Origin of the sequence: Pseudosulfitobacter koreensis (genome assembly GCF_024733015.1) — a bacterium.
Classification (GTDB): domain Bacteria; phylum Pseudomonadota; class Alphaproteobacteria; order Rhodobacterales; family Rhodobacteraceae; genus Pseudosulfitobacter; species Pseudosulfitobacter koreensis.
Genome location: NZ_JANKJG010000004.1, coordinates 17,785 through 38,572, shown reverse-complemented (window position 1 = coordinate 38,572; position 20,788 = coordinate 17,785). Strand labels below are relative to the sequence as shown.

Sequence of the window (20,788 nt, the reverse complement as noted above, 5' to 3'; positions counted from 1 at the left end):
CGCCAGTATGCATCCAACCCATTGCAGGAGCCCGCGCCCATGGAAGGCTTTCTTTACCAGGCCTCGATCTATCTTTTGGCGGCTGTCGTCGCCGTGCCGATTGCCGCCCGTCTGGGGCTGGGGTCGGTGCTGGGATACTTGACCGCTGGTATATTGATCGGACCAGTTCTGGGCCTTGTCGGGTCGGAGACAGAAGACCTGCAACATTTCGCGGAATTCGGCGTGGTGATGATGCTGTTCCTGATCGGGCTGGAGCTGGAGCCGCGCGCCCTGTGGGACATGCGGCACAAGCTGCTGGGCCTGGGCGGGTTGCAGGTGGCGCTGTCCACGCTGGCGCTGATGGGCGTCGCGCTGGCCTATGACCAGCCCTGGGGCGTGGCGCTGGCCATCGGGCTGACGCTGTCGCTGTCGTCCACCGCGATCGTGCTGCAGACCCTGTCGGAAAAGGGGCTGATGCAGACCAGCGGCGGGCGCTCGGTGTTTTCCGTGCTGCTGACGCAGGACATCGCGGTGATCCCGATCCTTGCGTTTCTGCCGCTGATCGCGGTGACCATCCCGATGACGCTGGCGGAAAACGGCGCCATCGTGCTGAACGCGGACGATCACCACAGCATGAGTCTGGTGGAAGGGCTGCCCGCATGGGGCGTCACGCTGGTGACCATCGGCGCGATCGGGGCGGTGATTTTTGCGGGTATCTTCCTGACACGGCCGGTGTTCCGCTTTATCCACTCTGCCCGCCTGCGCGAGATGTACACCGCGCTGGCGCTGCTGATCGTGGTGGGCATTTCGTTCCTGATGATGCTGGTGGGCCTGTCGCCTGCCCTGGGTGCGTTTCTGGCCGGTGTGGTGCTGGCCAGCTCGGAATTCCGGCACGAGCTGGAAACCGACCTTGAGCCGTTCAAGGGGCTGCTTTTGGGGCTGTTCTTCATCACCGTGGGCGCGGGCATCAACTTTACCCTGCTGTTCGGCAGCGCGCCTGCGATCCTGTCGATGGCGCTGCTGGTGATCCTGCTCAAGGGTGCGATCCTGATGGCGCTGGCCATGATCTTTCGGATCAGGGGACGCGACAAATGGCTGTTCGCGCTGTCATTGGCGCAGGCGGGCGAATTCGGCTTTGTCCTCGTCAGCTTTTCGGTAAGCCAGGGCATCCTGCCCACGGAAATCGCCGAGATCCTGCTGCTGGTCATTGCCCTGTCGATGCTGATCACGCCGCTGCTGTTCATCCTTTACGAGGTCATCAGCCGCCGCATGGCCGAAAGCGGCGTTCAGCATGAACCGGACGAGATCGACGAGGAAGGCCCTGTTATCATCGCTGGCATCGGACGGTTCGGACAGATCGTGAACCGTCTGGTCCAGGGGTCGGGCTTCAACACCGTGGTGCTGGATCATGATATGGAAACGATCCAGCTGATGCGCCGTTTCGGCGTCAAGGGATTCCTGGGCGACCCGACCCGCCCCGACATCCTGACCGCCGCTGGCATCAAGGATGCACGGGTTCTGGTCGTGGCGCTCGACGATGTCGAGGCGGCGGTCAAGCTGACCGCCTATGCCCGCGCCCAACGCCCCGATCTGCACATCGTCGCGCGGGCCTATGACCGGACGCACACCTATCGTCTGTATCAGGCCGGTGCCAACGACATCGTGCGCGAGATGTTCGACAGCTCGCTGCGCGCAGGCCGCTATGTGCTGGAGAACGTGGGCCTGACTGAATACGAGGCCGCCGAGGCGGAACGCGTGTTCTATCACCACGACCGCGACACGGTGCGTGAATTGGCAAGCCTGTGGAAACCGGGCGTGAAGATCGAGCAGAACCAGGAATATGTCGACCGCGCCAAGGAGTTGCAGCGCGATCTGGAAACTGCCCTGCTGTCGCGCGAGGCCGAGGAAAAGCGCGCCTGAGCCTAGAGCAGCGCCTCGACCTCGGCGGCCACGGCTTCGGCCCAGGCGGCATAGACCAGCGGACCGGGATGAAACCCGTCCGCCGCCATCACGCGCGCATCGAGCGCCATGTCGGGACGCACGCGGCGCAGGTCTGGCATGTCTGCCGCCATCTCGATCAGGGCTGCATCGAACAGCGTCGCGCGTGCGGCAAGAACCGTGGACAGCGGGCGCGGCAAGGCGGGCAGATCGCCCATCGGCGGCAGCGCCGAGGCGCAGATCAGCCGCACGCCGCATGTTGTACGTAAAAGATCATAAAGTGTACAAGACTGCGCCACCCAGCGGGCCAGCGGCACGCCGTTCTTGCAGTCGTTCACGCCCAAGGCGACGACGGCGACATCGAATTGCTCCAGATCAGCGCGTCGCAATTCCGCCAGCGTCTGCGCCGTGGTGGCCCCGCTGCGCGCCAGCAGTTGCCAGCTGACCGCGCGCGCGCCACCGAGGCGCTGCACAAGCCGCCCCGACAGCGCATCGTCCTGCACCGCGACGCCGACACCCGCCGCCGAACTGTCACCGACGATCAGCACCCGCAGCGGATCGCCCGTGCCGGATTGGCCCGTGCGCGGGCCATCCGCTTCGGGCAAGGCGGGCACCTTGGCGCGCACCCAAAGCCCCTGGGCCGCCAGCAACGGCAGCAGTGCGATGACGGCCCAGCGGTTCATCTCAGCCTGCCGCCACACCCGCTTCGGCGAATGTCGCCATGCCGCTCAGGCAGGCGACGGCGCCTTGCATCACGCCGATGGCCAGCGCCGCGCCCGAGCCTTCGCCCAGACGCAGGCCCAGTTGCAACAGCGGCTCCTTGCCCAGTTCCTGCAACAGCCGTGCATGGCCGCCCTCGGTGCCCTGGTGGCCTGCAACTGCGTGATCCAGCGCGCCGGGCACTTCGGTTTCCAGACAGGCCGCAGCCGCACAGCAGATGAAACCGTCGAGGATCAGCGGAATACCTTCGTAGCGCGCGCGCATCATCGCACCCGCCATCGCCGCCATCTCGCGCCCGCCGAAGGCCGACAGCGCCGCAAGGCCCTGCACGCCGGGGTGGCGTTCCAGCCCTTGGGTCACGACATCACGCTTGATCGCAAGGCCCGCATCATCGACGCCGGTGCCGCGACCGACCCATGCTTCGGCCCCGCCGCCATAAAGTGCCGCCGCAATCGCCGCCGCCGCCGTGGTGTTGCCGATGCCCATCTCACCCACGACCAGCAGGTCGGCGGCAGGGTTCACCGCGTCCCAGCCTGCGCGCAGTGCCGTGACGCAATCGGCGGCACCCAGGGCTTCGGCTTCGGTGAAGTCCGCCGTGGGCCGATCCAGCTCCAGCGCCTCGACCCGCATCTGCGCGCCGAAAGTGCGGGCAAGCTGGTTGATCGCGGCCCCGCCTGCCTGAAAGTTGCCGACCATCTGCGCCGTCACTTCGGGCGGAAAGGCCGAGACGCCGCGCGACGCGACGCCGTGGTTGCCCGCAAAGATCACGATCTGTGGCGCGCTCAGCACCGGACGGGCCATGCCGCGCCATGCACCGTACCAGATGCCCAGGTCTTCAAGACGTCCCAGCGCGCCGGGGGGTTTGGTAAGCTGGCTGTTGCGCTCGGCAGCGCCTGCCTTGGCCTGCGCGTCGGGTCCCGGCGCGTTGCGCATCAGGTTTGCAAATTCGTCCAATGTCTCGAAGGTCGGTGTCATATTTGCAAAATCCTTTTGCTTGCCTAGGTCTTGCGGCCTGTTTACGCGTTGGGGCGCATGACACAAGCGCAGCAAAAGGCACCCCGATGATAAAAGACGACACCAGCCGGATTTGGGATGTGATCGTCGCGCTGGTCCTGCTGACCCGCCTGCCCTTGCCCCACGCACCCAAAGCCGCATTTGCCCGTCAGGCGCAGGCGACATGGGCGTTTCCACTGGCGGGGCTGGTGGTCGGGCTGATCGCGGCGGCGGTGGGGTGGTTGTGCATGGCCATGGGCCTGCCCGCGCCCGTGACCGGAGGGGTGATGCTGGCCACGCTCATCGTGACGACCGGAGCCATGCATGAGGACGGGCTTGCCGATACCGCCGATGGGCTTTGGGGGGGATACGATGCGGCGCGGCGGCTGGAGATCATGAAAGACAGCCATATCGGAACCTACGGCGTGCTGGCCTTGGGTCTTGGTCTGGGTCTGCGCTGGATGGTGCTGAGCGCGACATTGGCGGTGGGCATGGGCCCGATGATCGCGGCGGCGGTGCTGTCGCGCGGACTGTTGCCTGCGCTGATGGCATGGGTGCCCCATGCGCGGCGCACCGGCCTGTCGCATCATGTGGGGCGTCCCGAAGGGCGCGTGGCGCTTGCGGCATTGGGGCTGGCCGCGGTGCTGGCGGTGGTGTTTGCCGGGTTCGGCGTGATCTGGGCATTGGTGCTGGCGTCACTTGCCGTGGCGGCACTGGCCGCAGTGGCGCGCCGCAAGATCGGCGGCCAGACCGGTGATATTCTGGGCGCAGCGCAGCAACTGGCCGAACTGGTGATCCTTCTGGCGCTGATGCCCTGAGCGCTTCGCCCATGGAAAAAGCCGCACCCCGGTGACGGGGCGCGGCTCTGCCATCCTCTCGGAAAGCCTGTTACTTATGCAGCGGCGGGCGGTGCGCGGCTGACCAATACGTCGTTGATTTCCTTCGACGCGGCCATTTCGTCGCCGCCGCTGACGGCTGCGACTTCGCGGGTCAGACGCTCGAGCGCCGCCTCATAAAGCTGACGCTCGGAATAGCTCTGCTCGCGCTGGTCGTCGGTGCGGTGCAGGTCGCGGACGACTTCGGCAATTGCGATCAGATCGCCCGAGTTGATCTTTTGCTCGTATTCCTGGGCGCGACGCGACCACATGGCGCGCTTGACCTTGGCCTTGCCCTTGAGCGTCTTCATAGCAAGGTTGATGACGTCGGGGCTGGACAGGGCGCGCATGCCGATTTCGGTCGCCTTGTGGGTCGGCACCCGCAGCGTCATCTTGTCTTTCTCGAACGAGATGACGAACAGCTCAAGGGAGATGCCCGCGACTTCCTGCTCTTCGATCGACACGATCTGGCCGACGCCGTGCGCAGGGTAGACGACGAATTCGTTCGGGCGGAACTCAAGAGATTTGGACTTTGACATGTTTATCCTCGCAAACAGGCTGCATCATCTGGGGTTCAGACACCAAAAAACAACTGTGGCACGACCCTGAAGGGCCCTACCGCAATCGGGATCGGGTCGGTGGTTTAGAGGTCCGGCCAGTGGCGGGCCAAAGATGAATGCTGCATCTGTCGTTTCATATAGGGATGTGTATAACACAAAAACAGGCCCAGCGAAAGTTCGCCTTGGGCCGTATAGACGTTTGCTCAGCCGTTTCAGGGCGTTGAAAGGCGGTTTTCACGCCGGTCCCAGCCCGTTCAACGGATTTTCAGATCAAGGTGATTCGCTCAGCCGCCCTCGCCCGGAGCTTCGGAGAAATACTTGTCCAACTTGCCTTCTTCGCCATCGCGCTCTTCGGCTTCGGGCAGCGGATCCTTCTTGGTGATGATCACTGGCCAAAGCTCGGAATACTTGCGGTTGAACTCGACCCATTTCTCCATGTCCGGCTCGGTGTCCGGACGGATCGCGTCGGCGGGGCATTCGGGTTCGCACACGCCGCAGTCGATGCATTCGTCGGGATGGATCACCAACATATTCTCGCCTTCGTAAAAGCAGTCCACAGGACAGACTTCGACGCAGTCGGTGTATTTGCAGGCGATGCAGGCATCGTTGACGATATAGGTCATGCGGGTGAACCTTGTTTGCGAACTCGCGGTCTAGCTAAATCAGGCGGGGCGATCATTCAAGATGCCGCGCCCGCGAAAGGTCGGCTTTGCGCCGATCACGCTTTGTCGGGCGACCTTTTCCTTCGTAGGCAGGATTTTCAGGGGGTTTGTCCTCGGGTGGCGGTGGTGCGGGCGTCAGATCGTCGTAAAGCGCCTGCGCCTCGGGGGCCGGGCCGCGCCGGGTGCCGATGCCCGTCACCCGGATCACGCGCACGGTTTCGCCCTGGGCAAAGGTCAGCGTGTCGCCGGGGGCGATGCTGGTTGCACGCTTGGTGACACGGTCGCCGTTCACGCGGACATCACCGGCAGCCACACGGGTGGCCGCCAGCGATCTGGTCTTGAAAAAGCGGGCGAACCACAGCCATTTGTCCAACCGCAACTTGTCGGCGGGCGCTTGGGCCATGGTCACTTACTTGTTGTCCTTAAGCCCCATCAGGGCTGCGGCAAAGGGGTTGTCGGGGTCGATGGCCTTTTCCTTCTTGGGGGGGCGTGCGCTGAAGTTCTGGCCGCCTTGCGGCTTGCCTCCTCCCTTGCGCGGGCCACCGCCCTGCTTGCCTCGGGGCTTGCCCTTGCCCTCGCCGCGACCTTCGCCCTGCGCTTGTCCCTGACTTTTGCCAGCGGGACGACCGCCGCCCTGACGGGCGTTGCCGCCACCGCGTGCGGGGCGTGCCCATGTGAAGGTATAGAAGGTTTCCATCTCCGGGCCCGCGACCTCGGCATCGGCGGCCTTGCCCACAGGCACTTCGGTTTCGCTGGCTTCCGGGATGTGGTCGCTGACCTCGGGCGCTTGTGCCGGTTCTTCGGCAATCGGCGCGACCCCGTCATCGTCAAGTGCGGCGACCTCCAAGGGAGTGTCATCCGCTTCCGGCGTGACGGGCTCCGTGCCCGCAGCGGCGGTCGGCACCACATTTTCGGCGGCGTCCATCACCGGCACATCCGCGACGGTCTGGCCTGCGTCCGTCGTCACGACGGCATCAACCGCCTTGACCTTCTCGCGCTCGCCCATCTCGGCCCTGTAGCCCAGACCCTGCATCAGGTCGGCGAACTGTTCCAGCGTCATGCCGGTGATCGACAGCATATCGGCCTTGGCCTCGAAGCCGCCACGGCTGTCTTCGGCGCGCAGCATGTCAGCCAGACGCTCCAGCATGTCGATGCGGATCGCCCGTGCACCTGCCAGACGGTAACCCGCCATCGTATCGGCGCCCTCGGGCGTGCCTTGGGGGGCGGGAATGGTCACCAGACCGGGAGGCGGTGCCTCGGGGAAGTCATCCAGACCATTGGCCAAGGACCACAGCACCAGACGCAGGCGCGTCGGCGCGGGTTTCAGCAGCAAGGGCAGGAAAATGGTGAACTGGCCAAAGCGGATGCCGTGCTTGCGCAGCAGGCCGCGTGCGTCCTGGTCCAGCGACTTGACGTCATCGGCGACCTTGCCGCGCGGCACCACGCCGAAGTTCTCGACCATCTGAAAGGCGAACCCGCGGGCAAGCCCGGTCAGCGCCTCATCCTTCGACAGATTCAAGAGCGGCTCGAACAGCGCTGCGATCTTGCGATCGATGAAGTGCTGCAAGCGGCGCTTGACCTTGTCGATCACGTCCTGACCGGCGACATCGTCGACAAAAGCCTCGACCTGTGGCTTCAGCGGGTCAGACCCGGCCACAAGCTTGCCCACGGCGGTGGATCCCCACATGAGGCCGCCCTGTTCGGTATAGTCGATCTCGGTGTCCGGCGCATTGTAGAACCGATCCGCCCGCAGGTGGAAGTGGGGTGCAAGCGCCTGCAAAGCAGCCGACTTGATCGTCTTTGTTTCGGCGGCACCCGCGCCCTTATCCTGAGTGAAGCGGAAGCCTTCCAGCTTGCCCACGAATTCACCCTCGACAGTCACCTCACCGGCGTCATTTACATCGGCCACTATGGCCTCCTTCTGGCCCAGCCGGCGCAGCAGTACACTGGTGCGCCGATCTACAAATCGTTTCGTCAAAGCGCTGTGCAGCGCATCCGACAGCCTGTCTTCTACATGTCGCGTCGCATCGCGCCAATGGCTAAGATCACTTGTCCAACCCTGCCGCTGCGCCACGTAGGTCCACGTTCGAATGAACGCAAGACGTTTGGACAACGCATCAATGTCGCCATCGGTTCGATCTATTCTGCGAATTTGTCGAGAAAGCCAATCGTCGGGGATCACACCGCCCTGATGCAGGAAGTTGAAGATCGCCTCGCACTGGCTTGCGTGCTCTTGGTGACTGATCCCGCGAAAGTCGGGTATCCTGCAGACATCCCACAACAATTTCACTGATGCCGTGTCGCTGGCACGGGCGAAAACCTCGTCCACCTGGGACAGGCTGCGCAAGGTTTTCAGGTCGTCCGCTTCGCGTGCGCGCGACAGCACTTCATGCTCGGGCGGCGCTTCAAGGCTGCGGATCAGTGTGTCGATCGTCGCAAATTTAAGCGCGTGGTTGCGCCAGTTCAGCTTGGTGAGCGGGGTAAACCGGTGGTCCATGATCGCCTGCGCGACGCCGGGATCAAGCGGCGGCGCATCGCCCGTGACGCCGAAGCTGCCGTTTTTCTGCCCGCGCCCGGCCCGTCCCGCGATCTGCGCCAGCTCGTTCGGGGCCAGAGGGCGCATCCGCCGTCCGTCGAATTTGGACAGGCTGGAAAAAGCCACGTGGTCCACGTCCAGGTTCAGGCCCATGCCGATGGCATCGGTCGCCACCAGATAGTCCACCTCGCCCGACTGGTACATCTCGACCTGCGCGTTGCGGGTGCGTGGGCTGAGCGCGCCCATCACGACAGCCGCCCCGCCCTTGGTCCGGCGGATCAGTTCGGCGATGGCATAGACGTTTTCCACCGAAAAGCCGACGATGGCCGACCGAGGCCGCATCCGGCTGATTTTCTTCTCGCCCGCGTAAGTGAGGTCAGACATCCGTTCGCGGGTCATCCACTGGACGTGCGGCACCAATGCCGCAATCGGTCCGCGCATGGTCGCGGCCCCCAGGAACAGCGTCTCGTGCTGGCCACGGGCGCGCAGCAGCCGGTCGGTGAACACATGGCCGCGTTCGGGATCTGCGCAAAGCTGGATCTCATCCACGGCCAGAAAATCGCAGCCCATCCCCTCGGGCATCGCCTCGACCGTACAGATCCAGTACTGCGTGCGCGGCGGCACGATGCGCTCCTCGCCGGTGACCAGTGCCACCACTGAAGGGCCGCGCAATGCGACGACGCGGTCGTATACCTCGCGCGCAAGCAAACGCAGCGGCAGGCCGATCACACCCGTGCGATAGGCCAGCATCCGTTCGATTGCATAGGTGGTTTTACCCGTGTTCGTCGGGCCCAATACGGCCACGACGCGGCTGTCCTGTGCCACGGTTACGATCCCCGATCTAACTTACAGCGTGCGGCCGATTCCGTCCGCCTCAAGACGCTTCAGCGCATCCTTTGCGCGTTCATGTCCGGGATTCAACTCAAGAACGCGGGAAAACGCCTGCGCGGCTCCGGCGGTGTCCTCGAATTCCAGCAGCATCATCCCCAACCCGAAGATCGCGTTGTAGTTGTCGGGGTTCAACGCCAGCGACTGCCACAGATCGTTGAACGCAGGGCCATAGCGGCCTGACCGATAATAGGCCATGGCCCGCGCATGGTAGCCTTCGGCAAAGGTGGGCGCGTGGTCGGTCAATGCGGTCAGATGGTCGATGGCGGTGGAATAATCCTGATCTTCCATGGCCTTGCGGCCACGCTCCAACAGCATGTTCATCGCGACCGATCCCGACTGCGACCATGTGCGCTCAAGCTCGCGCTCGATCTGCGAGGCCTGCCCCGGTTCTGCGGTCTGCAGTTGCTCTAGCAAGGCAGTCGTATCCCCCTGTGCTGCAACAGGTAAGGTATTCCCGACTGTCAGCACAATTGCCGCGACGATAGGGTGGCGAAGGATGTTTTTGATGCCCATAGTACGCGTGAATGTAACAGCTTGGCCGGGCAAATCCAGACTTCGGCGGCAGCAATCGACAAAAAGGGCATGACAGATGAGTGATGTGGTTCAAGAAGCGGTAAAAGTTCTGAACGAAAAGATGCAGGGCCAGAGTTTTTCGGGCACCGCGAAATTCGACATCGAGGGCGAAGGATCCGTCATCATCGACGGCGAAGGCGCGCACGCAGGTGACGAAGAGGCCGATGTGACGCTGACCGCCGATGCGGAGACATTTCAGGGCATAATCAACGGCGACACCAACCCAACATCCGCCTTCATGACCGGCAAGCTGAAAGTTGACGGCGACATGGGCATGGCGATGAAACTGGCGTCGGCCCTCAGCTGATGTCGTTCGAACCCGCGCCGCTGTTCCTGGATCGCCATCCCGGTCCGCCGGGAGGGCAGGCCCATTGGGCGATGACCTCGGACGGGTTGCGGGTTCGGGTTGCTCACTGGAACGCGAGCGCGCCCAAGGGCACCGTGCTGCTGTTTCCAGGGCGCACCGAATACGTCGAGAAATACGCACCCGTCGCCAGCGAGCTGGCGGCGCGGGGTCTCGCCACGGTCACGATCGACTGGCGCGGTCAGGGGCTGGCCGACCGGATGCTCGACGAAGTGCGCACCGGTCATGTGATTGATTTCCTTGACTACCAAAAGGATCTGGCCTGCATGGTCGCATTGGCCCGCGAGATGGACCTGCCGCAACCGTGGTTTCTGCTGGGCCATTCGATGGGTGGCTGCATCGGTCTGCGCTCGCTCTATGAAGGGGTGCCGGTGAAGGCTGCAGCCTTCACCGGGCCGATGTGGGGCATCCGGATCGCGCGGCATCTTCGCCCGGTCGCCTGGGTTCTGTCGCAGGTCATGCCGCGTCTGGGACATGGTCACCGCCTGCCCCCCGGCACGAAGCTGACGTCCTATGTCATGTCGGACCCGTTTGAGGACAATCTGCTGACCCGCGACCGCGAGATGTGGGACATGATGGTCGACCAATTGAACGCCCATCCAGACCTGTCGCTGGGCGGGCCAAGCCTGACCTGGCTGCGCGAGGCGCTGTCGGAAACCGAAGCGCTGAGCCGGATGCAAGCGCCCGACCTTCCCTGCATCGCCTTCATGGGCACCAACGAACGGATCGTGCACACGGACCGTGTGATCCGGCGCATGGACAGCTGGCCGAAGGGCGATCTGGTCATGGTCGAGGACGGCGAGCACGAGGTGATGATGGAGGGGCCAGCCAAGCGCGGCCCGATCTTTGACCGGATGGTGAAAACCTTCTTCGACGCGGCCTAGGAACCCTCTGGCTGCGTGCTAGGTTGGCCTGCATGGCTGATCCGCTTCTGACATTCACCGAACACGGTATCTATTGCGCGCGGGGCGATTTTTATATCGACCCGTGGCGCCCCGTGGACCGTGCCCTGATCACGCACGGCCATGCGGATCACGCACGCTGGGGCATGGGGCAGTATCTGGCCACCGATCTGGCCGCCCCGGTGATGCGGCACCGTCTGGGCGACATCCCGCTCGAGACGATCCGCTACGGCGAGGTGCGCGACATCGGCGGCGTGTCCGTGTCGTTCCATCCTGCAGGCCACGTGCCCGGATCGGCGCAGATCCGCGTGGAATATCGCGGCGAGGTCTGGGTGGCGTCAGGCGATTACAAGGTTGTCGACGACGGGCTGTCGACCCCGTTCGAGCCTGTGCGCTGCGATCATTTCATCACTGAAAGCACCTTTGGCCTGCCCGTGTTCCGCTGGAAACCGCAGGCGGAGGTCGCCGCCGATCTTAACGCGTGGTGGGCCGCCTGCGCGGATGCGGGGCAGACGGCGGTGCTGGGTGCCTATGCCTTGGGCAAGGCGCAGCGGCTTTTGTCGATGCTGGACCCTGCCATCGGCCCGATCCTGTGCCACACGGCCATCGAGAACACCAATGCGATCCTGCGGGATCAGGGGCTGCGCCTGCCCGACACCGTGCACGCGACGGCCGAGGTTGACCCCAAGGCGCATCCGCGTGCCCTGCTGCTGGCGCCGCCGTCGGCCACCGACAGCAAGTGGGCCGCCAAGTTCGGCGCGCGGCAGACCGGGTTTGCCTCGGGCTGGATGGCCTTGCGCGGCATCAGGCGGCGGCGGTCGCAGGATCGGGGCTTTGTCATTTCCGACCATGCCGACTGGAACGGGTTGCTTTGGGCGATCGAGCAGACGGGCGCGGAAAACATATACGTGACACACGGTTACACAGAGATCTTCGCACGCTACCTGAATTCTGCGGGCTGGAACGCACAAGTTATCCCCACCCAATTCGGCGGCGAAGAGGAAGACGCCGCATGAACCGCTTTGCCACACTTTTCAACGCGCTGGACCAAAGCACGAAGACCACCACGAAAGTCGCTGCTTTGGCTGAATATTTCATCCATGCTCCGGAGCCCGACCGTGTGTGGACCATCGCCATGTTCTCGGGGCGTCGTCCGAAACGTGCAGTCACCACGACCAAACTGCGCGAATGGGCAGCCGAGCGTGCGGACATCCCGCTGTGGCTGTTTGAGGAGAGTTACCCCATCGTCGGCGATCTGGCAGAGACGATCACGCTGGTCCTGCCGCCGCCCACACGAGAGACTGACCACAGCTTGTCCCATTGGATCAATGCTCTGCGCGCCCTTGCTGATGTGGATGACGCGGCGCGCAAGGCGTTCGTGCTGGACGCCTGGGATCAGCTGCCCGACACTCAGCGGTTCTTGTTCAACAAGTTGATCACCGGCGGCTTTCGCGTCGGGATCAGTCAAAAACTGATGACCCGCGCGCTGGCCCGTGCGACCGACCGCGACGAGGCGGAGCTGGCACACCGGCTGATGGGCAACTGGCAGCCCGACAGCATCACCTGGCACCAGCTGATCGAGGCGGACGATGCGCAGGCAGATGCGGCGCGCCCCTTTCCGTTCTACCTAGCGTATGGGTTGGACGACGCGCCGGAAACCCTCGGCCCGCCAGAGGATTGGCAGGCGGAGTGGAAGTGGGACGGCATTCGCGGGCAGTTGATCCTGCGCGGCGGTCAGCACTTTGTCTGGTCGCGCGGCGAAGAGCTGATGACAGACCGCTTTCCCGAACTGGCGCGCGCCGTCGATTTCCTGCCCGACGGCACGGTTCTGGACGGTGAGCTGTTGGCCTGGGGCGACGGTACGCCGCAATCGTTCAACGCGCTGCAAAAGCGGATCGGGCGCAAGACGGTGCCGAAGAAACTGCTGAGCGAGGCGCCGGTGATACTGTACGCATACGATCTGCTGGAAGATCGCGGGGAAGACATCCGCCACCTGCCCCTGTCAGAGCGCCGCGCGCGGCTGGAGAGGTTGACCGCAGACCTGCCCGCCGATGCGCCCGTGATCCAGTCGCCCAAGATCCCCTTCGACGACTGGGCGCAGTTGCACGCATTGCGTGACACCGCCCGCGACGTCCAATCCGAAGGGCTGATGCTGAAACGGGCCGCCAGCCCCTATCTGGCAGGGCGCAAGAAAGGCGACTGGTGGAAATGGAAGCTGGATCCGCTGACCATCGACGCAGTGATGATCTATGCCCAATCAGGCGCAGGGCGTCGCGCCAACCTGTTCACCGACTTTACCTTTGCGGTGTGGAACGGCAACGATCTGGTGCCCTTCACCAAGGCCTATTCGGGCCTGACGGACGTGGAATTTCGCAAGATCACTGCCTGGGTCAAGAAAAACACGCAGCAACGGTTCGGCCCCGTCCGCCAGGTGACGCCGCAGCATGTGTTCGAGATTGCATTCGAGGGCATCCAGGCCAGCCCGCGCCACAAGTCCGGCGTCGCCTTGCGGTTTCCGCGCATGTTGCGCTGGCGCGAGGACAAGCCGGTGCAAGAGGCGAATACTCTGGACGATCTGAACGAAATGCTCCGCGTCTACGGCTAGCCTTGCCCTTGGCCATGCGCACACATACCTATGGGCCAACACAAAATAGAGGTTTCACGATGTTCCAGCTTCCCTTTCCTGTCCAAGACGCCAACGCCAGCAGCGGCGACAAGCCTTTGGGCAATCTGCCCGAGTGGAACCTCGACGATCTCTATACGGGCGAAGATGCCCCCGAGCTGAAACGCGATCTGGACTGGCTGGAAGAGGCCTGCGCCACCTTTGCCCATGATTTCGAGAACAATCTGGCCGGTCTGGACGCCGAAGGCCTGCTGGATTGCATCCTGCGTCAGGAAAAGATCAACCAGATCGCCGGGCGCATCATGTCCTACGCCGGGCTGCGCTATTACCAGCAGACCACCGACGGCGGGCGCGCGAAATTCATGTCGGACGTGCAGGAAAAGATCACCAACTTCACCACGCCGCTGGTGTTCTTCACTCTGGAACTGAACCGTCTGGACGACGACCACCTGTCGAAACTGATGCACCAGAACGCCGATCTGGCCCGCTACGAGCCGGTGTTCGACCGCATCCGCGCGATGAAACCCTATCAGCTGTCGGACCAGATGGAGAAGTTCCTGCACGATCTGGGCGTGGTTGGTGACGCATGGGAACGGATGTTCGACGAGACCATCGCGGGACTGGAATTCAACGTGCAGGGCGACGATCTGACCATCGAGGGCACGCTGAACCTGCTGACCGATCCGGATCGCGAGACCCGCCAGGCCGCCGCCGAAGAACTGGCGGACGTCTTCGGCAAGAACATCAAGACCTTCGCGCGCGTGCACAACACGCAAGTGAAGGAAAAGGAAATCATGGACCGCTGGCGGGGCATGCCCACCGCCCAGACCGGTCGCCACCTCAGCAACCATGTGGAACCCGAAGTGGTCGAGGCACTGCGCACTGCGGTCGTGAACGCCTACCCCAAGCTCAGCCACCGCTATTACGAGTTGAAACGCAAATGGCTGGGACTGGACCGCATGCAGGTCTGGGACCGCAACGCGCCGCTGCCGTTGGAAGACCCCAAGCCGGTATCGTGGGAAGCTGCAGAAAAGACCGTTATGGACGCCTATAACGCGTTTGATCCGCGCATGGGCGAAATTGCGGCGCCCTTCTTCACCAAGGGCTGGATCGACGCGCCAGTAAAGCCCGGCAAGGCACCCGGTGCCTTTGCCCACCCCACCGTGACGGACGTGCACCCTTACGTGATGCTGAACTACCTGGGCAAACCGCGCGACGTGATGACGCTGGCGCATGAGCTTGGTCACGGCGTACATCAGGTTCTTGCTGCCGATCAGGGCGAAATGCTGTCCTCGACCCCGCTGACCCTGGCCGAAACGGCGAGCGTCTTCGGCGAGATGCTGACATTCCGCAAGATGCTGGACGGGGCCAAGACCAACGCGCAGCGCAAGGTGCTGCTGGCGGGCAAAGTCGAGGACATGATCAACACCGTCGTGCGCCAGATCGCCTTCTATGATTTCGAATGCAAGCTGCACGCGGCGCGGCGCGGCGGCGAGTTGACGCCGGAAGACATCGGCGAGCTGTGGATGAGCGTTCAGGGCGAAAGCCTGGGCCCCGCATTCGATTTCATGGACGGCTACCAGCACTTCTGGGCTTATATCCCGCACTTCGTCCACTCGCCATTCTACGTCTATGCCTATGCGTTCGGCGACGGCTTGGTGAACGCGCTCTATTCCGTCTACGAGGAAGGCGCGGAAGGCTTCGAGGACAAATACTTCGACATGCTGCGCGCGGGCGGATCGAAGCACCACAAGGAGTTGCTGGCACCCTTTGGTCTGGATGCCTCCGACCCGGCGTTCTGGGACAAGGGTCTGGCGATGATCTCGGGCTTCATCGACGAATTGGAAGCGATGGAAGACTGATGTGCAGGGACCGGCGCGGGGCATCCACCGCGCCGGTCTTTTTTTCAAGACCTTGAAGGCCCGGACCTCGTCACATGATTGAATTTCTATCCCTGTCGCAAGACGACCTGCCGCACGTGTCACATCTTGCTGTTCATCCCGATCAGGTGAAATTCTCGGGCACGATCGAGGAAGCCTTTGCTGCAACCAACCCCGATGTCGATCGCTATGCGATCACGGACGGCACCGCCGTGGTGGGGTTTTTCAAGATCGACCGGGACTACAGCACCGTGCACGGCTTTGCGTCGACGTCCGACCTTGGACTGCGCACCGTGATGGTGGATGCGAACCATCAGGGCCGGGGCATCGGTCAGGCGCTGTGCCGCGCGTTGCCCGCCTATCTCGCGCAACGGTATCCAAACGCCGCAAGCCTTTGGCTGACTGTCAACCTGCTGAACCCGCGCGCGGTCAGCGCCTATATCAAGGGCGGGTTCGTCGATACCGGCGAACATTGGGTACACGGCGATTTCGGGCCCCAGCACATCATGCGGCTGGCACTGGCGCCTACTTCAACTGCGAATCCTTCGATCCACGCCGGTTGAAGCCGCCGCGATCCTGCGGGCGCCCGTCGCGTTCCGACGCGCAATCGACGCAGAGCTTTACCCCCGGCAGTGCCACCCGTCGCCGCTCGGGAATTTCCTCTTCACATTCTGCGCAGAACTTCAGGCTCTCGCCTGACGGAGCCTTGCGCGCCTTCATCCGCGCCAGTTCATCGTTGATCGACGCCTCGATCTGTTCGGACACCGCGCCGTCCTTTGCCCATCCACCGGCCATGACATTTCCTTTCAGCTTTGGTCTATATCTAGGGCGGCACCGCCCCGACGTCACCCTTTGGAAACGCGGGGGTCTATGGCTAACCTGCGCCGAAGTCTATCGAGGAGCAGATCATGCGCACCGCCTTAAAAATCATCGCAGCCCTTCTGGTCGTGGCCATCGCCGGGTTTTTCCTCTTTGCGCCCGGCTACGTGGAAAGCACCCGCAACGCGGTGGTGCCGCATGACCCCTACCCCGTTGCCGATGCCGCACAAGCGTTGCACGCCGACATGATCGTCGGAGACTGGCACGCCGACAGCCTGCTGTGGGACCGCGATATCACCGAACGCGGCGACCGTGGTCATGTGGACCTGCCCCGGCTCATCGAGGGCGGCGTCGCCATTCAGGTGTTCACCGCCGTCACCAAGTCCCCTGCAGGGCAGAATTACGAGGAAAACTCGGCCGAGGCCTTCGACAACATCACGCCGCTGGCAATCGGACAGTTGTGGCCCGTCCGCACCTGGACCAGCATTCTGGAACGCGCTCTGTATCAGGCCGAAAAGCTGCACGAGGCCGCAGTCGAGGCGCCCGAAGCCCTGACCATCATCAAGAGCCGCGCCGATCTTGACGCACATCTGGCCGCACGTGCAGCAGGCAGCGATGCGGTGGGCGGCATACTGGGCATCGAAGGCGCGCACCCGCTGGAAGGCGACATTGCAAATCTCGACAAGATCGAGGCCGCAGGGCACCGTGTAATCGGGCTGCATCACTTTTTCGACAACGCGCTGGGCGGCTCGTTGCACGGCCTTGGCAACCTGGGGCTGACCGATTTTGGCCGCGGCGTCGTGGCCGAAGTCGAACAGCGTGGCATGGTTCTGGATCTGGCGCATTCGTCCCCGCAAGTGGTGCGCGACGTGCTGGCGATGACCGACATGCCTGTGGTCGTCAGCCACTCGGGCATTCACGGCAACTGCCCCGTGACGCGCAACTTCACCGACGATCTGATGCGTGAGATCGCAGCAACGGGCGGCGTGATCGGCATGGGCTATTGGGCCGATGTGGCCTGCGGCGACATCACGCCGAGCGGCATCGCCAAGATGATCAAGGCGGGCATCGACACGGTGGGCGTGGACCACATCTCGCTGGGGTCGGACTTTGACGGGTCGGTCGAGACCGCGTTCGACACGTCGGAGCTGCCAGCACTGACCCACGCAATGCTGGAGGCTGGCATTCCAGAGGCCGACATCCGCAAGGTGGCTGGCGAGAACATGCTGCGGGTGCTGCGCGCGCGGCTAAAGTAGGCGCTAGATCGCGAAACCCGTGGCGCGCACCCGGTCCAGGAACCGCCGGACCAAATGTGGCTCGGTCGTGCTGAGGCACTGGTGGGCGAAATACCACCAGATGTATTTGTCATAGGCGCGCCGCGCAGGGTCCGTGGCAAGCAGCGCGATCAGCGCAGCGGGGTCGCGCGCCTCGTCCGCGACATGGGCAAAATCGGCCTGCCCGCACAGGATCACCGGCTTGCGGTGCAGATAGGCCTCGATTCCAACGGCGGAGTTGATGGTGACCACGCGGTCGCAGGCGGCGATGATGTCGTGAATGTTGCCGTCGCTGACCGTCACGCCCGCCATTTTGCGCAGTCGCGCCCGTGTCTTGGGGTCGGTGTCGCGCGGATGCGGCTTGACGACCACTGGCCCGCGATCGGCGTCGATCACCGCCTGTAGCATCGCCCAGCGGTCCATATACATCGTCTCGCCGACGCTGCGGTGCGCTTCGGACTGAAAGAACACGGCCGTGCCGCCATCCGGCAGATCCGCCTCTTCCTCGGGCTGCTCATAGCGCGAGGTGCGCGCACCCACCAGCCGCGCCTTGAGCTTGCGAAAGAACGCCCGCGCTTCCTCGGCCTCGATCTGTGCGGGGTTGAACGGCTGGCTGCCAATGGAGGAGAACGCGCGGATGCCCGAGGGGTCCACGTTCCAGAACGGATAGACATAGGCGACGCCCGCATTCAGCAGACGCGGATGCGTGAACCGCCCATGGTTGACGATGTGAAACGCATCATCTGCCTCGACCTCGGCCATCAGCGTGTCGCGGTCCAGCTCGACCATCGAAAAGGGCACATTCAGGGCGGTCAACCCTTCGGTCAGACGCGTATAGAACGGCATCAGCCCGCCCCCCAGCGGCCCCAGCCACGACCGTGGTACATGAAAGATGATCTTGCTCATTCACGCCCCGCCCGTTGCTTGAATTGTCTTTGTTATCATCCACCGGACCCGTGGCGTGCAAGCTAATCTTTGGACGCGTTCCTGCACCCCGAAGACATGAAATTAAAACACCTTTTACTCTCCGGGGGGTTGTATCGAACCGGGTCTCGTTCCCATTTTGCTGAGGATGGAACACATCTTAACCAAGGACTGCTGAATTGGATTATCTCTACGTTTTCGCCGGGCTTATCGGCCTGTTTCTGGGCGGCGAAGCACTGGTGCGCGGCAGTGTCGGCATTGCGCGCCGCATGGCGATCCCGCCCCTGCTGATCGGCCTGACCGTCGTTGGTTTCGGCACATCGACACCTGAACTTCTGGTCTCTGTCGACGCCGCGTTGCGGGGCGTGCCCGACATTGCCGTGGGCAATATCATCGGCTCGAACATCGCGAACATCCTGCTGATCGTCGGTGTCACCAGCCTGGTCTGGCCCATCGTCGTCACCGGCGCCACCCTGCGCCGCGACACCGCCGTGATGGTCGCAGCCGTCTGCGCCTTGGTCCCGATCTTCTGGATGGGGGAAATCGGGCGCCTGGCGGGCTTTGCGCTGGTCGCGGCGCTGGCGTGCTATCTGACACTGGCCTACCTCAAACCCGGAGACGCCCCTGCTGAAGACCTGGATGTCACGCCGCCCGCCTCGGTGTTGATTTCGGCGCTGTGGGTCATCGGCGGTCTGGTGGTGCTGATGTTCGGCGCACGGTTCCTGGTCGATGGCGCGGTGTCCATCGCGCGCAGCTTCGGCGCATCCGAGGCGTTCATCGGGCTGACCATCGTAGCCGTGGGCACGTCATTGCCCGAACTCGCCACTTCCGTGATCGCGGCCTTCCGGCGCCAGTCTGAGATTGCCATCGGCAATATCGTGGGCTCCAACATCTTCAACGTGCTGGGCATTTTGGGCGTAACGGCCGTGATATCGCCTGTTCCGGTGGCCGACAGGTTCCTGTCCTTCGACCTGCCGATTACCATCGCCGTTTCGCTGATCCTGACCGCGCTGCTGCTGACGCGCCCCGTGATCGGGCGCGGCGTCGGCGTGGCGGCTTTGCTGGGTTACGTCGTCTATGTCTGGGCAGCTCAGTAACAAACGCAAAATGCTCCGCCTTTCCCAAGGCGGAGCATTTCATTTCGCACGGATCAAATGCGGTCAGGCCGTGGCCATGAGACCCTTTTCATTCGCCAGATCGCGCATCCGCTTTTGCAGCTTTTCAAACGCGCGCACCTCGATCTGCCGGATACGTTCGCGGCTGACGTCGTACTGGCTTGAAAGATCCTCCAGCGTAACGGTCTGATCGGACAGGCGACGCTGGGTCAGAATATCCTTTTCGCGGTCGTTCAGCACATCCAACGCCTCGGCCAGCATTTCGCGGCGCACGGTCAGCTCGTCGCGTTCCTCGTAGTCGGCGGCCTGGTCGGCATCTTCGTCTTCCAGCCAGTCCTGCCATTGCATCGTGCCTTCGCCTTCGGAGCCGACGGTGGCGTTCAGCGACGCATCCCCGCCCGACATCCGCCGGTTCATGCTGATGACCTCGTCCTCGGTCACGCCCAGATCAGTCGCGATGCGCTTGACGTTCTCAGGGCGCATGTCGCCTTCTTCCAGTGCGCCGATACGGGCCTTGGCCTTGCGCAGATTGAAGAACAGCTTTTTCTGCGCCGAGGTGGTGCCAAGTTTGACCAAGCTCCATGACCGCAGGATGTATTCCTGGATCGAGGCGCGAATCCACCACATCGCATAGGTCGCCAGGCGAAAGCCCCGCTCGGGGTCAAAGCGTTTGACCGCCTGCATCAGGCCCACGTTCGCCTCGGAAATCACCTCGGCCTGCGGCAGACCGTAGCCGCGGTAACCCATCGCGATCTTGGCTGCCAGACGCAGGTGGCTGGTGACCATACGGTGCGCGGCCTCGGTGTCCTGTTCCTCGACCCAGCGCTTGGCCAACATGTATTCCTCTTCAGGTTCCAGCAAAGGGAACTTGCGGATTTCCTGCATATAGCGGTTCAGACCGCCCTCCGGCGTCGGCGCCGGCAGATTTGCATAGTTTGCCATCTCTGTCCTCTCTGCCCCATGTTTAGGGGCTTAACATAGATATGGGTCGCTCACGGGACTGTTGCAAGAGGCCCTGAAATTCGATTTCGCTGACAAGCATACACGAACCTTGCGAGAATGTTAGCGTATGACAGTGCGCTCACGCACACGTGTGATGTCAGTTTCAAACGTTTTGCCATGCGTTCGGTTAACATCCCTTGAACGCAGGCGGCACGCTC

At 63.3% G+C, this 20,788-nt stretch carries 20 protein-coding genes; 10 read left to right on the top strand and 10 right to left on the bottom strand.

What is annotated here, in order from left to right; translation table 11 throughout:
* The first annotated feature begins 39 nt into the window (after positions 1–39).
* A complete protein-coding gene (locus tag NTA49_RS07195; RefSeq protein ID WP_258294007.1) occupies positions 40–1,899 on the top strand; it encodes a monovalent cation:proton antiporter-2 (CPA2) family protein in 1,860 nt (619 codons plus the stop codon).
* 2 nt (positions 1,900–1,901) lie between these two features.
* On the opposite strand, the gene NTA49_RS07190 is transcribed toward NTA49_RS07195, so the two are convergent.
* Both NTA49_RS07190 and cobT read right to left on the bottom strand, forming a co-directional pair.
* The gene (locus NTA49_RS07190; RefSeq protein WP_258294006.1) at positions 1,902–2,600 is read right to left on the bottom strand and encodes an SGNH/GDSL hydrolase family protein; all 699 of its coding nucleotides are present in this window, start codon (positions 2,598–2,600) and stop codon (positions 1,902–1,904) included.
* 1 nt (position 2,601) lies between these two features.
* Complete coding sequence (cobT, locus tag NTA49_RS07185) at positions 2,602–3,612, bottom strand: nicotinate-nucleotide--dimethylbenzimidazole phosphoribosyltransferase (protein ID WP_258294005.1); 1,011 nt, start codon at positions 3,610–3,612, stop codon at positions 2,602–2,604.
* A gap of 86 nt (positions 3,613–3,698) precedes the next feature.
* Here cobT and cobS point away from each other — a divergent pair, with 86 nt between their 5' ends.
* Complete coding sequence (gene cobS / locus NTA49_RS07180; protein WP_258294004.1) at positions 3,699–4,448, top strand: adenosylcobinamide-GDP ribazoletransferase; 750 nt, start codon at positions 3,699–3,701, stop codon at positions 4,446–4,448.
* A gap of 74 nt (positions 4,449–4,522) precedes the next feature.
* Here cobS and NTA49_RS07175 read toward each other — a convergent pair whose 3' ends face one another.
* The 5 genes from NTA49_RS07175 to NTA49_RS07155 form a co-directional block, all read right to left on the bottom strand.
* Positions 4,523–5,044 carry a CarD family transcriptional regulator gene (locus NTA49_RS07175; protein WP_258294003.1) on the bottom strand — a complete coding sequence of 174 codons (522 nt, stop codon included), beginning with the start codon at positions 5,042–5,044 and terminating at the stop codon, positions 4,523–4,525.
* A 305-nt stretch (positions 5,045–5,349) separates the two neighbouring features.
* A complete protein-coding gene (fdxA, locus tag NTA49_RS07170; RefSeq protein WP_093915789.1) occupies positions 5,350–5,688 on the bottom strand; it encodes a ferredoxin FdxA in 339 nt (112 codons plus the stop codon).
* 52 nt (positions 5,689–5,740) lie between these two features.
* Positions 5,741–6,130, bottom strand: a complete 390-nt coding sequence (locus tag NTA49_RS07165) for an RNA-binding S4 domain-containing protein (protein ID WP_258294235.1) — start codon at positions 6,128–6,130, stop codon at positions 5,741–5,743.
* A 6-nt stretch (positions 6,131–6,136) separates the two neighbouring features.
* A complete protein-coding gene (locus NTA49_RS07160) occupies positions 6,137–9,088 on the bottom strand; it encodes a helicase-related protein (protein WP_258294002.1) in 2,952 nt (983 codons plus the stop codon).
* A gap of 21 nt (positions 9,089–9,109) precedes the next feature.
* On the bottom strand, positions 9,110–9,568 hold the full coding sequence (locus tag NTA49_RS07155) for a tetratricopeptide repeat protein (RefSeq protein ID WP_258294001.1): 459 nt from the start codon (positions 9,566–9,568) through the stop codon (positions 9,110–9,112).
* Between the two features lie 175 nt (positions 9,569–9,743).
* Between NTA49_RS07155 and NTA49_RS07150 the strand changes: the two genes are divergently transcribed.
* From NTA49_RS07150 to NTA49_RS07125, 6 genes are all read left to right on the top strand, one after another.
* A complete protein-coding gene (locus tag NTA49_RS07150) occupies positions 9,744–10,034 on the top strand; it encodes an SCP2 sterol-binding domain-containing protein (protein WP_258294000.1) in 291 nt (96 codons plus the stop codon).
* On the top strand, positions 10,034–10,975 hold the full coding sequence (locus NTA49_RS07145; RefSeq protein ID WP_258293999.1) for an alpha/beta fold hydrolase: 942 nt from the start codon (positions 10,034–10,036) through the stop codon (positions 10,973–10,975). The genes NTA49_RS07150 and NTA49_RS07145 overlap by 1 nt, the downstream gene beginning before the upstream one ends.
* 32 nt (positions 10,976–11,007) lie before the next feature.
* Complete coding sequence (locus tag NTA49_RS07140) at positions 11,008–12,009, top strand: ligase-associated DNA damage response exonuclease (RefSeq protein ID WP_258293998.1); 1,002 nt, start codon at positions 11,008–11,010, stop codon at positions 12,007–12,009.
* Positions 12,006–13,598 (top strand): ATP-dependent DNA ligase, encoded by a 1,593-nt coding sequence (locus NTA49_RS07135; RefSeq protein ID WP_258293997.1) that lies wholly within the window; start codon positions 12,006–12,008, stop codon positions 13,596–13,598. Before NTA49_RS07140 ends, NTA49_RS07135 begins: the two co-directional genes overlap by 4 nt.
* Before the next feature lie 59 nt (positions 13,599–13,657).
* Positions 13,658–15,478, top strand: a complete 1,821-nt coding sequence (locus NTA49_RS07130) for a M3 family oligoendopeptidase (RefSeq protein ID WP_258293996.1) — start codon at positions 13,658–13,660, stop codon at positions 15,476–15,478.
* A gap of 74 nt (positions 15,479–15,552) precedes the next feature.
* Complete coding sequence (locus NTA49_RS07125) at positions 15,553–16,059, top strand: GNAT family N-acetyltransferase (RefSeq protein WP_258293995.1); 507 nt, start codon at positions 15,553–15,555, stop codon at positions 16,057–16,059.
* On the opposite strand, the gene NTA49_RS07120 is transcribed toward NTA49_RS07125, so the two are convergent.
* Positions 16,022–16,291 (bottom strand): DksA/TraR family C4-type zinc finger protein, encoded by a 270-nt coding sequence (locus NTA49_RS07120; RefSeq protein ID WP_258293994.1) that lies wholly within the window; start codon positions 16,289–16,291, stop codon positions 16,022–16,024. The genes NTA49_RS07125 and NTA49_RS07120 overlap by 38 nt on opposite strands.
* Before the next feature lie 113 nt (positions 16,292–16,404).
* On the opposite strand from NTA49_RS07120, the gene NTA49_RS07115 reads away from it, so the two are divergent.
* Positions 16,405–17,571 carry a dipeptidase gene (locus tag NTA49_RS07115; RefSeq protein WP_258293993.1) on the top strand — a complete coding sequence of 389 codons (1,167 nt, stop codon included), beginning with the start codon at positions 16,405–16,407 and terminating at the stop codon, positions 17,569–17,571.
* A 3-nt stretch (positions 17,572–17,574) separates the two neighbouring features.
* On the opposite strand, the gene NTA49_RS07110 is transcribed toward NTA49_RS07115, so the two are convergent.
* On the bottom strand, positions 17,575–18,495 hold the full coding sequence (locus NTA49_RS07110; protein ID WP_258293992.1) for a capsular polysaccharide export protein, LipB/KpsS family: 921 nt from the start codon (positions 18,493–18,495) through the stop codon (positions 17,575–17,577).
* Between the two features lie 197 nt (positions 18,496–18,692).
* Here NTA49_RS07110 and NTA49_RS07105 point away from each other — a divergent pair, with 197 nt between their 5' ends.
* On the top strand, positions 18,693–19,610 hold the full coding sequence (locus NTA49_RS07105; protein WP_258293991.1) for a calcium/sodium antiporter: 918 nt from the start codon (positions 18,693–18,695) through the stop codon (positions 19,608–19,610).
* A gap of 63 nt (positions 19,611–19,673) precedes the next feature.
* Here NTA49_RS07105 and rpoH read toward each other — a convergent pair whose 3' ends face one another.
* On the bottom strand, positions 19,674–20,570 hold the full coding sequence (gene rpoH / locus NTA49_RS07100) for an RNA polymerase sigma factor RpoH (RefSeq protein WP_258293990.1): 897 nt from the start codon (positions 20,568–20,570) through the stop codon (positions 19,674–19,676).
* Positions 20,571–20,788: the final 218 nt, after the last annotated feature.

What these genes read in the sequence shown, in the direction of transcription:
- NTA49_RS07195 (WP_258294007.1), top strand. Translation starts at nt 40, where the DNA reads ATGGAAGGCTTTCTTTACCAGGCCTCGATCTATCTTTTGGCGGCTGTC.
- NTA49_RS07190 (WP_258294006.1), bottom strand. Translation starts at nt 2,600, where the DNA reads ATGAACCGCTGGGCCGTCATCGCACTGCTGCCGTTGCTGGCGGCCCAG.
- cobT (WP_258294005.1), bottom strand. Translation starts at nt 3,612, where the DNA reads ATGACACCGACCTTCGAGACATTGGACGAATTTGCAAACCTGATGCGC.
- cobS (WP_258294004.1), top strand. Translation starts at nt 3,699, where the DNA reads ATGATAAAAGACGACACCAGCCGGATTTGGGATGTGATCGTCGCGCTG.
- NTA49_RS07175 (WP_258294003.1), bottom strand. Translation starts at nt 5,044, where the DNA reads ATGTCAAAGTCCAAATCTCTTGAGTTCCGCCCGAACGAATTCGTCGTC.
- fdxA (WP_093915789.1), bottom strand. Translation starts at nt 5,688, where the DNA reads ATGACCTATATCGTCAACGATGCCTGCATCGCCTGCAAATACACCGAC.
- NTA49_RS07165 (WP_258294235.1), bottom strand. Translation starts at nt 6,130, where the DNA reads ATGGCCCAAGCGCCCGCCGACAAGTTGCGGTTGGACAAATGGCTGTGG.
- NTA49_RS07150 (WP_258294000.1), top strand. Translation starts at nt 9,744, where the DNA reads ATGAGTGATGTGGTTCAAGAAGCGGTAAAAGTTCTGAACGAAAAGATG.
- NTA49_RS07145 (WP_258293999.1), top strand. Translation starts at nt 10,034, where the DNA reads ATGTCGTTCGAACCCGCGCCGCTGTTCCTGGATCGCCATCCCGGTCCG.
- NTA49_RS07140 (WP_258293998.1), top strand. Translation starts at nt 11,008, where the DNA reads ATGGCTGATCCGCTTCTGACATTCACCGAACACGGTATCTATTGCGCG.
- NTA49_RS07135 (WP_258293997.1), top strand. Translation starts at nt 12,006, where the DNA reads ATGAACCGCTTTGCCACACTTTTCAACGCGCTGGACCAAAGCACGAAG.
- NTA49_RS07130 (WP_258293996.1), top strand. Translation starts at nt 13,658, where the DNA reads ATGTTCCAGCTTCCCTTTCCTGTCCAAGACGCCAACGCCAGCAGCGGC.
- NTA49_RS07125 (WP_258293995.1), top strand. Translation starts at nt 15,553, where the DNA reads ATGATTGAATTTCTATCCCTGTCGCAAGACGACCTGCCGCACGTGTCA.
- NTA49_RS07120 (WP_258293994.1), bottom strand. Translation starts at nt 16,291, where the DNA reads ATGGCCGGTGGATGGGCAAAGGACGGCGCGGTGTCCGAACAGATCGAG.
- NTA49_RS07115 (WP_258293993.1), top strand. Translation starts at nt 16,405, where the DNA reads ATGCGCACCGCCTTAAAAATCATCGCAGCCCTTCTGGTCGTGGCCATC.
- NTA49_RS07110 (WP_258293992.1), bottom strand. Translation starts at nt 18,495, where the DNA reads ATGAGCAAGATCATCTTTCATGTACCACGGTCGTGGCTGGGGCCGCTG.
- rpoH (WP_258293990.1), bottom strand. Translation starts at nt 20,570, where the DNA reads ATGGCAAACTATGCAAATCTGCCGGCGCCGACGCCGGAGGGCGGTCTG.